Origin of the sequence: uncultured Agrobacterium sp. (assembly GCF_913777885.1) — a bacterium.
Classification (GTDB): Bacteria; Pseudomonadota; Alphaproteobacteria; order Rhizobiales; family Rhizobiaceae; genus Agrobacterium.
Window position 1 is genome coordinate 215,672 of the sequence record NZ_CAJYTV010000018.1, and the last position, 13,064, is coordinate 228,735.

Annotated in this window: 13 protein-coding genes; 9 read left to right on the forward strand and 4 right to left on the reverse strand. The window is 56.9% G+C overall.

The window, feature by feature from the left end:
* Window positions 1-37 precede the first annotated feature (37 nt).
* Together fumC and QZ869_RS17870 are read left to right on the forward strand one after the other, a co-directional pair.
* Window positions 38-1,429 carry a class II fumarate hydratase gene (fumC, locus tag QZ869_RS17865; RefSeq protein WP_296041536.1) on the forward strand — a complete coding sequence of 464 codons (1,392 nt, stop codon included), beginning with the start codon at window positions 38-40 and terminating at the stop codon, window positions 1,427-1,429.
* Window positions 1,430-1,691: 262 nt separating this feature from the next.
* Window positions 1,692-2,762: a GGDEF domain-containing protein gene (locus QZ869_RS17870; protein ID WP_296021971.1), complete on the forward strand. Its 1,071-nt coding sequence runs from the start codon at window positions 1,692-1,694 to the stop codon at window positions 2,760-2,762.
* 19 nt (window positions 2,763-2,781) lie between these two features.
* On the opposite strand, the gene QZ869_RS17875 is transcribed toward QZ869_RS17870, so the two are convergent.
* From QZ869_RS17875 to QZ869_RS17885, 3 genes are all read right to left on the reverse strand, one after another.
* The gene (locus QZ869_RS17875; RefSeq protein WP_296021970.1) at window positions 2,782-3,390 is read right to left on the reverse strand and encodes a pyridoxamine 5'-phosphate oxidase family protein; all 609 of its coding nucleotides are present in this window, start codon (window positions 3,388-3,390) and stop codon (window positions 2,782-2,784) included.
* Between the two features lie 139 nt (window positions 3,391-3,529).
* A complete protein-coding gene (locus QZ869_RS17880) occupies window positions 3,530-5,347 on the reverse strand; it encodes a monovalent cation:proton antiporter-2 (CPA2) family protein (protein WP_296021967.1) in 1,818 nt (605 codons plus the stop codon).
* A 35-nt stretch (window positions 5,348-5,382) separates the two neighbouring features.
* Window positions 5,383-5,763 carry a DUF971 domain-containing protein gene (locus QZ869_RS17885; RefSeq protein ID WP_296106312.1) on the reverse strand — a complete coding sequence of 127 codons (381 nt, stop codon included), beginning with the start codon at window positions 5,761-5,763 and terminating at the stop codon, window positions 5,383-5,385.
* A 577-nt stretch (window positions 5,764-6,340) separates the two neighbouring features.
* On the opposite strand from QZ869_RS17885, the gene QZ869_RS17890 reads away from it, so the two are divergent.
* Complete coding sequence (locus tag QZ869_RS17890; protein WP_296106313.1) at window positions 6,341-6,553, forward strand: hypothetical protein; 213 nt, start codon at window positions 6,341-6,343, stop codon at window positions 6,551-6,553.
* Window positions 6,554-6,730: 177 nt separating this feature from the next.
* Window positions 6,731-7,720, forward strand: a complete 990-nt coding sequence (locus QZ869_RS17895; RefSeq protein ID WP_296106315.1) for a carbon-nitrogen hydrolase family protein — start codon at window positions 6,731-6,733, stop codon at window positions 7,718-7,720.
* Window positions 7,721-7,808: 88 nt separating this feature from the next.
* Here QZ869_RS17895 and QZ869_RS21810 read toward each other — a convergent pair whose 3' ends face one another.
* On the reverse strand, window positions 7,809-8,123 hold the full coding sequence (locus tag QZ869_RS21810; protein ID WP_367115338.1) for a hypothetical protein: 315 nt from the start codon (window positions 8,121-8,123) through the stop codon (window positions 7,809-7,811).
* 346 nt (window positions 8,124-8,469) lie between these two features.
* Here QZ869_RS21810 and moaA point away from each other — a divergent pair, with 346 nt between their 5' ends.
* From moaA to mobB, 5 genes are all read left to right on the forward strand, one after another.
* Window positions 8,470-9,519: a GTP 3',8-cyclase MoaA gene (gene moaA / locus QZ869_RS17905; protein ID WP_296106317.1), complete on the forward strand. Its 1,050-nt coding sequence runs from the start codon at window positions 8,470-8,472 to the stop codon at window positions 9,517-9,519.
* A gap of 255 nt (window positions 9,520-9,774) precedes the next feature.
* A complete protein-coding gene (locus QZ869_RS17910; protein WP_296106319.1) occupies window positions 9,775-10,677 on the forward strand; it encodes a DMT family transporter in 903 nt (300 codons plus the stop codon).
* Window positions 10,674-11,900: a multidrug effflux MFS transporter gene (locus QZ869_RS17915; RefSeq protein ID WP_296106322.1), complete on the forward strand. Its 1,227-nt coding sequence runs from the start codon at window positions 10,674-10,676 to the stop codon at window positions 11,898-11,900. Before QZ869_RS17910 ends, QZ869_RS17915 begins: the two co-directional genes overlap by 4 nt.
* Window positions 11,897-12,529: a molybdenum cofactor guanylyltransferase MobA gene (gene mobA / locus QZ869_RS17920; protein WP_296106324.1), complete on the forward strand. Its 633-nt coding sequence runs from the start codon at window positions 11,897-11,899 to the stop codon at window positions 12,527-12,529. Before QZ869_RS17915 ends, mobA begins: the two co-directional genes overlap by 4 nt.
* On the forward strand, window positions 12,526-13,047 hold the full coding sequence (gene mobB, locus QZ869_RS17925; RefSeq protein WP_296085485.1) for a molybdopterin-guanine dinucleotide biosynthesis protein B: 522 nt from the start codon (window positions 12,526-12,528) through the stop codon (window positions 13,045-13,047). Before mobA ends, mobB begins: the two co-directional genes overlap by 4 nt.
* Window positions 13,048-13,064 lie beyond the last annotated feature (17 nt).

The following is a 13,064-nucleotide window of genomic DNA, read 5'->3' on the forward strand; positions in this document are numbered from 1 at the left end:
CGTCCTGCTGAAGGAACACAATGGAGAGGCAGGACCGATGACAGCCACACGCACCGAAACCGATACATTTGGGCCGATCGAAGTCGCCAGCGATCGCTATTGGGGCGCGCAGGCCCAGCGGTCGCTCGGCAATTTCAAGATCGGCTGGGAAAAGCAGCCCACATCCGTCATCCGTGCCCTTGGCATCGTCAAACAGGCCGCAGCGCGCGCCAACATGGCGCTGGGCGGTCTGGATGCGAAGCTCGGCGACACTATCATCAACGCCGCTCAGGAAGTCATCGATGGCAAGCTGAACGAGCACTTCCCGCTCGTCGTCTGGCAGACGGGCTCGGGCACGCAGTCCAATATGAATGCCAATGAGGTGATCTCCAACCGCGCAATCGAGATGCTCGGCGGCGTGATGGGTTCCAAGAAGCCCGTTCATCCCAACGATCATGTCAACATGAGCCAGTCGTCCAACGATACCTATCCGACGGCCATGCACATCGCATGCGCCGAACAAATCGTCCATCATCTCCTGCCCGGACTGAAGCATCTTCATGCTGCTCTCGACAAGAAGGCGAAGGATTTCGCCCACATCATCAAGATCGGGCGCACCCACACACAGGACGCGACGCCGTTGACGCTTGGTCAGGAGTTTTCCGGCTACGCAGCGCAGGTCGCCTCGTCGATCAAGCGCATCGAATTGACGCTGCCGGGCCTTTGCGAACTCGCCCAGGGTGGCACCGCCGTCGGCACCGGGCTGAACGCACCCATCGGCTTCGCGGAGAAAGTTGCCGAGGAAATTGCGGCCATTACAGGCCTGCCCTTCGTCACCGCACCGAACAAGTTCGAGGCACTCGCCGCGCATGATGCAATGGTCTTCTCGCACGGCGCGATCGCCGCTGCGGCTGCGGCACTCTTCAAGATCGCCAACGATATCCGCTTCCTTGGTTCCGGCCCGCGCGCAGGTCTTGGCGAACTGTCGCTGCCGGAGAACGAACCGGGTTCATCGATTATGCCGGGCAAGGTCAACCCCACCCAGTCCGAAGCGCTGACGCAGGTTTGTGCTCACGTCTTCGGAAACCAGGCTGCCATTACCTTTGCTGGATCGCAGGGCCATTTCGAGCTCAACGTCTATAATCCGATGATGGCCTACAACTTCCTGCAGTCCGTTCAGCTCCTGGGCGATGCAGCGGTGTCTTTCACCGACAATTGCGTTGTGGGCATCGAAGCGCGCGAAGACAACATTCGCAAGGGCGTGGAAAACTCGCTGATGCTGGTCACAGCACTCAACACCAAACTCGGCTACGACGCGTGCGCCAAGATCGCCAAGACTGCTCACAAGAACGGCACGACGTTGCGTGAAGAGGCTGTCGGCGGTGGATATCTTACGAACGAGGAGTTCGATCAGTATGTTCGTCCCGAGAACATGATCGGCCCCAAATAACGACTATGGTCAGACAACGGGCATGTCCCGTTGTCTGACCTACTCGTGCTGTCTACTGCCCAACGAAATGCCTGTTTACAGACAATAATTTTCGTAGATAAAATCTTGGTGAGCTTATAAAGCAATACTATGTTCTCCAGCGACTCCCGCAAGAGGCTGAACTTGAGAACGGGCCGGCCTGTCAATGCAGCATCAACGGTAAGTTTGGGAGAACTGTCGTTGAGGATGCGCCGGTTACAACAAGATTACATGGGGACGCCTGATGAGTACGGGATCGACACTGACCATGCCCGGCGCTGATGTTGCCAGTCAGATTCTTCTTGCCATGCGCAACATGGGCGTTGCACCAATTCCGCGTAACTACAACCTTTTCTACGAGGCGTTTATCGGCTCAAACCCTGCGCTTTCGAAAGAACTGCTTCGATTTGGCAGTACGGTAACTCAGGAAGAGCTGGATGAACTTGGTGCTCGCTTTTTCAACCAAGGCCACAGCAGGATTATCGAGAACGTCCACGAGAGGCTTCATCTAGAACTGGAAGCTTTGCTGACGGTCCTGAAACAGGAACAATCGAGCCTGGAAAAATATAACCGTGTTCTGGACGAAACCCGTGAACGCATCTCGGTAAAAAGCGCGACGAGCACCTCTATCGTCAGCGCAGCGATATCCATTCTTGCAGAAGCCACGGGCAACAAGATTTCCCAAGGAGAGACACGTTCCAAGGACTTGAATCGGCATGCTGAAGAGATGCAGCAGGTCCGTCTCGAACTGGACGAATACAAGCGCATCGCCAATACAGATTCTCTGACCCGCCTCTCCAATCGCAGAGCCTTCGATGAGAAGCTTGCGGGTGTGTATGATACGAGCATCGGTCTTCACCTTTCCTCCCTTGTGCTGCTGGACGTGGACAACTTCAAGCGCATCAACGACACCTATGGTCATCCCGTCGGCGATAAAATCCTCGCAAGCGTCGCCTCCGTCATTCGCAAGTCCGTTCGAAGCGAACTCTTCGTTGCACGCACAGGCGGCGAGGAATTTGCGATCATAGCTGAGAAGATGAATGCCGATGAAGTCAGGGAAATGTGCGAGCGTATCCGAGTGGCGCTTGAAAAAACCCCGTTCAGAAACTCGAAGACTGGTATCGATTACGGTCAGATCACTATTTCAATCGGCTATGCAATAGCAACACAGGCCCAAAACCCGGTCGATCTTTACACGAATTCCGATGTTGCGCTTTATAATGCGAAAAGCAGCGGCCGCAACCGCACGATCCTGTTCGAAGAAGGCATGCAGAAGAATTACACCGGTAAAGGCTGGCTGATCTACCGGACCTGATCTGCGTGATCCGGACGTCCTACCACATTGTTTTTGCAGCCCTTTCCGGCCATTCCTTATCGTAGCTGTCCTGATCGAAATCCGTCTTGGCTGCCTTGAGCAATGCACCTGGCGTCGGAAGCGACGCCGGATCGATGAAGTTTTGCGGATGCCAGAGCTCTGAACGGATCAGGGCGCGGGCGCATTGAAAGTAGACTTCATTGATCGTCACCACCGTAACGGTGCGTGGATGTTTTCCATCCATCGTAAAGCTTTCGAGGAGAGCGGGCTCTGCCGAGACAACGGCGCTTCCATTGATGCGCATGGTCGTGGTGGAACCAGGCACGAGGAACATCAGCGCAACTCTCGGGTCACGTACGATATTCATCAGCGAATCCACTCGATTATTGCCCCGCCAGTCCGGAAGTAGAACGGTCTTGTCATCCTGAACCCGAACGACGCCACCCTTGTCTCCACGTGGGGAGCAGTCCATTCCCTCCGGTCCAACCGTCGCAAGCGCCAAAAACGGCGCTGCTTCGATCATCTGGCGATATTCGGGGGTGAGATGCGACGTCACCTTGATCAAAGATGCCTCGGAACAGCCGTCATAGATGGCCTTCAGTTCCTCGACCGAGCGAATAACTCCCATTTTTTCTTACTCCTTTTCAGAGCGCTCTGCGATCTCTCGCGGCGCTCCCCATCCTGCTGTGTTCGATAGCATGTCGGCGTCTGAACTGCGGCAAACTTTCGCGACGACCATGTTAAGCAACGCCATTTTTCGACTGAAGTCAGCCATTTTGCTCTGCTTCTTCGCGCGCTTCACGTTCAGCGCGCTCACGCGCCGTCCTTGCCGCTACGAGATCGGCAGGTGACGCATTGCCGCGCACGAGCGAGCGACCCGCGTAAATGCCGCCGACAACTTCCATGGCGAAACGCTCCGCGTCGACATCGCGAAACTCTTCGACCAGACTTTCCGCAATCTCCTGCCTCTCGCCGACGGAGGCCAAAACCTTCTCACTGAAATCGAGTGCCGATTCGTAGGTCTCGCGGATTTGATAATCGACGCCTGCTTTGACGAGGTCGATGGCATGACCGCGATCGAAAGCGCGCGCCAGCACCGGCACCAGCGGAAACTCATGCTTGACGATCTCCGCGATACGAACCGCCGCCTCTTTGTCATCGACGCAGATCAAAACGGCACGCGCCGTCGCTGCTCCTGCTGCATGGAGGATTTCCGAGCGCGCACCATCGCCATAATAGACTTTGAAACCAAAATCAGCCGCATCGCGGACGAAGTCCGCATCCTTGTCGATCAACGACAACATGTAGCCACGTGCCAAAAGCGGCTGGCTGACGATCTGGCCAAACCGGCCGAAGCCGATGATGAGAATACTGCCTTCGACATTTTCAGGAAGCTCAAGGCCGTCCGTATTGGGCTTTGCAGCCGGCATGACACGATCGTGGACGATCACCATCAACGGCGTCAGTATCATCGAAATGATGATCATCGCAGTTAGCACCGCGTTTGCTTCTGCGTTCAGAATACCGGCTGTCGCTGCGGCGGAATAAAGAACGAACGCAAATTCACCGCCCTGCGCCATCAGCGCTGCACGCTCGATGGCTTCACGCCGGCAGGTGCCCACAACCCTCGCGACGCTGTAAATCAACAGAGCTTTGACGAGCATGTACGCGAAGACGCCAACGACAACGATCTTCCAGTTCGTCGCAATGACCGAAAGATCGATCGCCATGCCCACACCGAGAAAGAACAGGCCAAGCAGAATGCCACGGAATGGCTCGATATCGGCTTCCAACTGGTGACGGAAAGCCGATTCCGAGAGAAGAACGCCAGCAAGAAACGCTCCCATCGCCATGGAAAGCCCGCTGACCTGCATGAGAAGCGCTGATCCAAGCACGACGAGCAGCGCCGCAGCCGTCATTACCTCACGCGCACCGGAAGCGGCCAATAGACGAAAAAGAGGATTGAGCAGATAGCGTCCGGCGAAAACCAGAGCAACGGTCGCAGCTAGCGCGATGCCGAAAGACAGGAGCCGCTCACTCATCGCGACTTCTTCGCCGCCTGAGCCCAGAAACGTCACGAGAACCAATAGCGGCACGATTGCCAGATCCTCGAAGAGCAAAATGGCGATGATCCGTTGCCCCTTCAGCGTGGAAAGGCTGCCGCGCTCCTGCAGCATCTGCATGACGATGGCCGTCGATGTGAGTACAAATCCAGTTCCCGCTACAAAGGAGAAAATGACCGGATATCCGAAAACCACGCCGATCATCGTCAGACCGCCGATACAGATTATGACCTGAAGGGCGCCTAGACCAAAAATGTCTTTTCGCATGGACCACAGCCTTGATGGCTGCATCTCGAGACCGATGATGAAGAGGAACATGACCACGCCGAGTTCGGCGATATGTATGATGGCCTGCGGATCGGAAAATGCGCCTAGTCCGAAAGGACCGATAACGAGGCCCGCTGCGAGATACCCAAGAACCGAGCCGAGACCGATGCGCTTGAAAATGGGGGCCGCCACCACACCGGCGGCGAGCAGGACGACCACTTGGGCCAGATCATTCGCATTTCCCTCGACGGCCAAGTGTCACCTCTAAGTTGAAATCATATGCAACTTCCCTAACGGAACCGCGGCTCCCTGCTCAAGCCCTTTTCCGCCAGTTCCTGTTCGTAAGCCTGGAACAGTGCGTCTCCTTTTTCGCCCAACTCCTGGAGATAGCGCCAGGTAAAAATGCCGCTGTCATGCCCGTCATCGAATGCGATGCGCACGGCATAGTTGCCCGTAGCGACCACGTTGCGGATCGCGACATCGCGCTTGCCCGGCACCGTGACTTTCTGCCGGGGACCATGTCCCTGAACTTCCGCCGAAGGGGATAGAACGCGCAGCATCTCGGCGGGGAGCGTGTTAGAGACACCATTATCGAACACCACAGTCAGGTGTTTGCGATCTTTGGAAACCCGCAATTCGGTGGGCCATGCTTGATTGTCGCTGCTGCTCATGATTTCTGATCGTTCTATCGAGGTGTGAAGATTTGACGCCCGGCACGTTAACCGACCGTTGGTTCGTCATAGCAGCCTGTGGCAACAATGGCTATCGCGCGAGGCCATCGGTTTGAAGTGCAGGTCCACGCGATCTTGCTTGCAGGCCTATAGTTCGAGAAGATTGCAAAACCTACTCACACTCCTGCTCACAATGTGCCACAATTTTTTACGGCCATGGTGGGGCCAAGATAGGCATTGGAATGGAACTGCTGCTGTTACAAGCGCTGCCCTTGGACGGGACAACGTGGACCAAGCAAATGGACCTACTCCCCGGAGCGACCCATGCTCCAACGCTATATGACTTTGGAGACAATATCGGATCATGGGCAGAAAACGCACTGTCGCTCACAACGGCCAAACGGCTCGTCGTTGTTGGTTGCTCAGTCGTTGGATCATGTGCACTTTAGGTTACCGCTTTGGCGCCTGAGCGGGTCCGAGCCCTTATCCTCATAGGAACCAAGGCGTGGCGAAGGCGAGACCTTGCCTATCATTCTTCCGTTCTCAAGATGCTGAACGAGGAAGGGCTGGAATTCGCATGGCAGAAATCCTGGAGTCCTTTGCTTTCCCGCGTAGCTTCGCCGGAGACGATCGAGAGGACACTGCACCAGGGATTGAGATCAGCCAGAAGCAAGCTATCATGGCTCGAAATGGTCTTGTGTATGTAGCACCCGAGTGCGGGCATTATGTGCCGATCGAGCAGCCGGAAGTGCTCAACTCCATTTTCTGCCGGACCCTTGAGACAGCTTGACGAATCGAGGGTCACTGGACATCTTGATCTCGGCGTGGCCTGCGCCCAACCTCTCAGACCTTCCCCAGCATGGTCTTCAACCGAGGCAGAGGGACTTTCGTCTCGGGTCGCTCATCTTGGTCCGATCGTGCCGGATGGTTGCTGGGGAACCCTGTCCGGGACGTGAAAGGCTAGATCATGACCCAGAATGGAAATCTCAAACGCCGCGTGCGTGCCCGTGCCGCCAAAACCGGCGAATCCTACACTGCCGCACTTCATAATATCCGCCAGCAGCCAGACCGTTCCGCACTCCGGTCGTTGCGGTTGGCTGTGGCTCAAACGTCTCTCTTTGACGATCCTCGCGATGTTTCGGTACTTCGCGCCAGTGGAGCGGAAATGCGTCGCCTCATGCGTGATGCCCATCAAGCAAGGTCTCGCCTGCTCCATTTTCCGGAGGGCACTACCTGCTGGCCCGGCAAGCGCATCATGTCCGAAACGGGGCCGCGCTCCATCGGGCCTTCCGATTGGACACGCTTCCAATGGGACGTGCTGCGCGAGGAACTGGAGGAAACCAGGAGACTGGCCGGCGCACTCAAGCTTTGGATCGTGTTCGGGTCTGTTCATCGCCTGACTTCGCCGCACCGACCACACAACAGCCTATATGTCCTTTCCGATCGTGGAGAGTTGGTGACGCGCTATGACGAGCGCCTTCTCTCGAACACGAAAATCTCCTTCATGTATTCACCCGGCAGGAACCCCGTGACGTTTGAGGTCGATGGCGTGCGCATCGGGTGCGCGCTGGGCATGGAGGTGCACTACCCGGAAATCTTCGTTGAGTACGAAACGCTTGGGGTCGACTGTGTCCTGTTCTCCACCGCAGGAGGAGCACCGTCGGGAGCTCCCGCCTTCGCGGCAGAGGCGCTCGGCCATGCTGCGAGCAACAGCTACTGGATCAGCTTCTCTACGCTCGCGCCTCAGAGTCCCGGGGCTCCCTCCGGTATCGCTTCGCCGGACGGGCAATGGGCGGTTCAATGCCCCATGGATGGTCAACCTGCCATTGCGGTCGCGGAAATCCAGACGAACCCTGAAGGTCTTGCGCGGTCATGGCGGAGACAGGTTCGCAACAATCTCTACGGGCCGCACCAGATTGAAGGTGATCTAAGGAGCGATGAGCGAAGCTTGTTTTGATTTAACCTGAGATCGGGGCCGGTCACCGGCCCCGCAATCCAAGCCGCAGCACTATCGAGGCCAGAAGGTTTTTTTTGAGGTACTTCCATCACCTCAGTAGCGCCCAATCTTTGTAGGCTTGATTGACTGCAAAGAGCGACGCCAACCTAATTTTGGGTAGCGTCGATTGCTCGAAAAGCTCGGCGTAGCGACGCCGATCGCTGGGAGTAGTGATGACGATGTCGCGGATCATGTTCCATTTGACGCTATCGCGGCCGCCTTCCAGCGCGCCCTGCCGATCAGCCTCGAAGAGAGACCGGCGAACATACCGCGTAAGGCTAACCAGCGTCGAAACCTCGAGAACGGTCAGGCCGGTCGCACGCGCGAAGCGCTGCGGCGTGAGCTTGGGGTAGTTGCCACCCATGACCCATTGATCTCCCAGGATGGCTTTATCATGAAGATAACGAAACTAATCAAACGGACGTTGCATCCAGTCCGTATTTGGAAGATGATAATACTGATTGAGATGGAACGCGGGAAGACCACATTGACGCGAGATCGCATCTGCAAGCGTGGATTTTCCGCTGTTTGAAGGACCAAGGATACAAATGCGGTCGCCAAGCTATGAAAGCTGCATTGGAGGTCTCTAATGTGAATGAAATGCTTTGCCCTGATCGATAGCGATGGATTGTGACACAAGAATAGCCACTCGAAACGCAAATACGGAGTTTCGACTTGACGTTAGCCAGTCGCATCCCCAGACTCTGGACATGAACAGCGTCACCGGTTTTCCCACAACGGCAAGTCCGCTCTCTGAAGTCAGGGCTCCCATGATCGACCCCTTCGGCCGGGCCGTAACGTACCTGCGTGTTTCGGTCACGGACCGGTGTGATTTCCGCTGTACCTATTGCATGTCGGAGCACATGACCTTCCTGCCGAAGAAGGATCTGCTGACGCTCGAAGAACTCGACCGGCTCTGTTCCGCCTTCATCGCCAAGGGCGTGCGCAAGCTGCGCCTGACAGGCGGTGAACCCCTAGTGCGCAAGAACATCATGCATCTCATCCGCAATCTCGGTCGCCATCTTGAAACCGGCCGACTGGAAGAGCTGACGCTGACCAGCAATGGCTCGCAACTTGGTGCCCATGCCGCCGAGCTTTATGATTGCGGCGTGCGCCGGATCAACGTGTCGCTGGATACGCTCGATGCGGAGAAGTTCCGACAGATCACCCGTTGGGGTGATCTCTCCAAGGTGATGGCCGGCATTGACGCGGCTCTCGCGTCAGGCATCAAGATCAAGCTCAATGCAGTGGCGCTGAAAGACTTCAACGAGCACGAAATTCCCGAACTCATGCGTTTTGCCCACGCGCGTGGCATGGATCTCACGGTCATTGAAACCATGCCGATGGGCGAGATCGAAGAAGACCGCACGGATCGTTACCTGCCGCTTTCGCAAGTTCGCGCATCGCTCGAAGAACGGTTCACACTTACCGATATTCCTTACAAGACCGGCGGCCCAGCCCGTTATGTCGAGGTCAGGGAAACCGGTGGACGTCTTGGCTTCATCACGCCGATGACACACAATTTCTGCGAGAGCTGCAATCGAGTGCGCATTACCTGCACCGGCACACTCTATATGTGCCTTGGCCAAGACGATGCGGCGGATCTGAGAGCGCCGCTACGCGCCTCAGATGGCGACGTGCTTTTGTCACAGGCAATCGACGACGCCATTCTCCGTAAACCCAAGGGCCACGACTTCATCATCGACCGGGATCGCAAGCGTCCCGCTGTCGCTCGCCACATGAGCGTTACCGGCGGCTGATGTCTCCACTCTAGCGTCGGGCCCAGAATCGGAACCGATCTTGGCACAGCATGACGCGAGGAGCCGCCGAAGAACGATGATCCTTCGTGCGTCCAAGAGCGCAAAATGAAGTGCTCGCTTATTATTTGATACCCTTACATTAAATGGATTGAATTCGACCGCCCGCCATGTCACGACTCTGAAACTGGAGGAGTGAACGGACTCGCGCTGCTGCTGCGGAAGAAAGCATCGCAACGTCGTTCTTGGGATCACATCATGGCATTGACGGACAATACGCGCGGAGCGCTGCTCATGGCTCTGGCGATGGCAAGCTTCACGATCAACGACGCTTTCACCAAGTCCGTCACGCCCTACATCAATACCGGACAGATCCTCTTCGTTCGTGGCGTGATGACCTGCGTGCTAGTATACGTAATCGCGCGCCACATGGGGGCGCTGCGCCCTCTGAAAACCATGCTACGGCCCATCATTCTGCTGCGTTGTCTTTGCGAGGTTGCGGCCTCCATTCTTTATCTCAAGGCACTCAGCTTGATGGAGTTTGCCAATGTGGCGGCTATCATGCAGTCGCTTCCTCTCGCTGTGACGCTTGGTGCAGCGCTTTTCTTGAAAGAGCCTGTGGGCTGGCGGCGCTGGACCGCCATCCTCGTCGGCTTCCTTGGTGTTCTGGTTATTCTGAGGCCTGGTCCAGAGGGCTTCACCTCGGGCGCACTGCTTGTGGTGGCTGCGATGTTCGTGACCGCCGGACGCGACCTTTTGACCCGGCGCATGTATACCGATGTTCCATCCATGGCCGTGACGATGACGACGACTGTCGTGAACACGTTATTTGGGGCCGCACTGATCATGCCCTTCGGTGGATGGCAGCCGATGAACGCCTACGTCTGGTCGCACCTTATCGCAGCCGCTTTTCTGGTCGTCATCGGTTATCAGGCGGTGATTACTGCAATGCGCAGCGGCGATATCTCGTTCGTTGCACCTTTCCGTTACACCAGCATGATCTGGGCCTTCTCCATCGGTCTTTTCTTCTTCGGTGAGCATCTGGACGTCTGGACGCTGTCCGGCACAGCCATCATCGTCGCCTCCGGGCTCTACACATTTTACCGTGAAAGCAGGCGTCACCGTGAGCCGATCGCCAAGCAGGCTGTGGGTATCGAATGAACAAGGCGCGCTTCCTCGATCGTTCGACCCCACCGCATGTGATCACGCTCGTCCTCGTGGCGGGTGTCGCAGCGCTCAGCATGAATGTCTTCCTGCCGTCGCTTGCGGCAATGTCGAACTATTTCGGCACCGACTACACCGTGATGCAATTCGCCGTCTCAGGCTATCTTGCCGCAACGGCAGTGCTCCAGCTTGTGATCGGACCGCTTTCCGATCTCTTCGGGCGCAGGCCCGTGATGCTCGTCAGTATCCTGCTGATGATTGTTGCCACACTCATCTGTACCTTTGCGCCGAATATCACCGTCTTCATGATCGGCCGCGTTCTGCAGGCGGCGATCGCGTCGGGCTTCGTGCTGGCGAGGGCCATCGTCCGCGACATGGTACCGGCCGAGCAGGCCGCCTCGATGATCGGTTATGTCACAATGGGAATGTCGGTGGTTCCGATGGTCGGGCCCACCGTCGGCGGCTTTCTCAATGATCTCGCTGGCTGGCAAGCAAGCTTCGCCTTTGTCGGCCTCTCCGCCGTTGCGGTTCTGCTGCTCGTCTTTTTCGACATGGGCGAAACCAACCGGCAGAAGTCAGCAAGTTTCGCAGCGCAGTTCAAAGCATGGCCGCAACTTCTTCGCTCCACTCGTTTCTGGGGTTATGCGCTAACCTGCACGCTCTCCTCCGGCCTGTTCTTCTCGTTCCTCGGTGGCGCACCTTTTGTCGGCAGCGTGCTCTACGGGCTGACGCCTGCGGTGCTGGGCATGCAGTTCTTCTTCATGGCGACAGGATACATGCTGGGCAACTTCGTCTCCGGCCGCTATGCCAGCCGAATCGGTATCCCAGTGATGATGCTGACCGGCAATGTGATAGCGCTTGGCGGCATCGCCATCGCATATCTTCTGCTTCATCTTGAGCTCGACAGTCACTATGAGTTCTTCATTCCGCTGGCCCTGATCGGCGTCGGTAACGGCGTGACACTGCCCAGCGCCAATGCAGGCATGGTGAGTGTCCAACCTCATCTGGCAGGCTCCGCCTCCGGGCTTGGCGGAGCGCTGACAATTGGTGGTGGAGCAATGCTGTCGGTTATCGCCTCTTCCCTCCTATCGGAAGAAGCCGGTACGACACATCTCCTCCTCGTCATGCTGGTGAATGGCGTGCTTGCCGTTGCGACGAGCGCTTATGCGGGCAGACAGGAACGTCGCCACACACAGCATATTCCGAGAGGTGAGGCATGACGAGCACGGTGCGCGCTTTCCCCGGCCTCATACTGGCGGGCGGTCTCTCCCGGCGTATGGGCTCCAACAAGGCTCTCTGCCCCCTAGGCGAACAACAACTTCTGCACCACGTCATCGACAAGTTTGCGCCGCAGGTTTCGACACTGGCGCTTAACGCCGTCGGCGAATGGGGAAAAGGCTTTGACCTGCCTCTCGTGCCCGACACAAAGATCGGTCACGCAGGCCCCCTCGCCGGTATTCTCGCTGGCTTGGAGCATTTTAGAGATCACCCTTCCAGCGCAAGCCACATCTTGACGGTGCCTTCAGATAGCCCGTTTTTTCCAGATGATCTTGCTTCGAAGCTCTTGGATCATTTACCTGACGAGAACTCCATTGTCATCGCGGCCTCCAAAGGACAGGTCCATCCGGTCTTTGCTCTCTGGCCCCTTGCTCTTGTGGAGGATCTGGAACAATGGCTCGCAAACGACAATAACCGGCGCATCCGAAGCTTCCTGGCGCGCCACCCCACGATAGGCGTTTCTTTCCCGCCAGTCGAAAGCGCCACGAGTTCCATCGATCCGTTCTTCAACGTCAATACGCCCGAAGAACTGGCGCAGGCTGAGACTTTCCTTCGGAGCCTGTCTGCATGACGCGTCAAAAAGTATTCGGTATTTCCGGTTGGAAGAACTCTGGTAAGACAGGGCTCGCCGTTCGCATCGTCTCTGAGCTGACTGCGCGCGGCTACCGGGTCTCCACTATCAAACACGCACACCATGATTTCGATATCGACAAGGTGGGCGCGGATAGCTGGCGGCATCGGCAGGCTGGCGCACATGAGGTGACGATCGTTTCCGGCACCCGATTTGCCATCATGCATGAGCTTCGCGGCGCGCCTGAACCTTCCTTCGAAGAAATTCTGTCCCGGATTGCACCCTGCGATCTGGTTTTGATCGAAGGGTACAAATACGAGCCCGTACCCAAAATCGAGGCCCGCCGAACAGACGCGGCAAAAACAGAACCGCTGGCGCCGCACGATCCGCATATCATTGCAATCGCTGCCGACCACTTGATCCCGCAGAGCACACTTCCGGTCTTCGACCTCGATGACACTGTCCGGATCGCCGACTTCATCGAGGCAACCGTCGGACTTGAGCGTCCATCGACATGAAGAAACCGGCGAAATAA

Coding starts and splice junctions, on each gene's coding strand:
- mobA (WP_296106324.1), top strand. CDS start 11,897: ATGACGAGCACGGTGCGCGCTTTCCCCGGCCTCATACTGGCGGGCGGT.
- QZ869_RS17910 (WP_296106319.1), top strand. CDS start 9,775: ATGGCATTGACGGACAATACGCGCGGAGCGCTGCTCATGGCTCTGGCG.
- fumC (WP_296041536.1), top strand. CDS start 38: ATGACAGCCACACGCACCGAAACCGATACATTTGGGCCGATCGAAGTC.
- moaA (WP_296106317.1), top strand. CDS start 8,470: ATGAACAGCGTCACCGGTTTTCCCACAACGGCAAGTCCGCTCTCTGAA.
- QZ869_RS21810 (WP_367115338.1), bottom strand. CDS start 8,123: ATGGGTGGCAACTACCCCAAGCTCACGCCGCAGCGCTTCGCGCGTGCG.
- QZ869_RS17915 (WP_296106322.1), top strand. CDS start 10,674: ATGAACAAGGCGCGCTTCCTCGATCGTTCGACCCCACCGCATGTGATC.
- QZ869_RS17895 (WP_296106315.1), top strand. CDS start 6,731: ATGACCCAGAATGGAAATCTCAAACGCCGCGTGCGTGCCCGTGCCGCC.
- QZ869_RS17890 (WP_296106313.1), top strand. CDS start 6,341: ATGGCAGAAATCCTGGAGTCCTTTGCTTTCCCGCGTAGCTTCGCCGGA.
- QZ869_RS17875 (WP_296021970.1), bottom strand. CDS start 3,390: ATGGGAGTTATTCGCTCGGTCGAGGAACTGAAGGCCATCTATGACGGC.
- QZ869_RS17885 (WP_296106312.1), bottom strand. CDS start 5,763: ATGAGCAGCAGCGACAATCAAGCATGGCCCACCGAATTGCGGGTTTCC.
- mobB (WP_296085485.1), top strand. CDS start 12,526: ATGACGCGTCAAAAAGTATTCGGTATTTCCGGTTGGAAGAACTCTGGT.
- QZ869_RS17870 (WP_296021971.1), top strand. CDS start 1,692: ATGAGTACGGGATCGACACTGACCATGCCCGGCGCTGATGTTGCCAGT.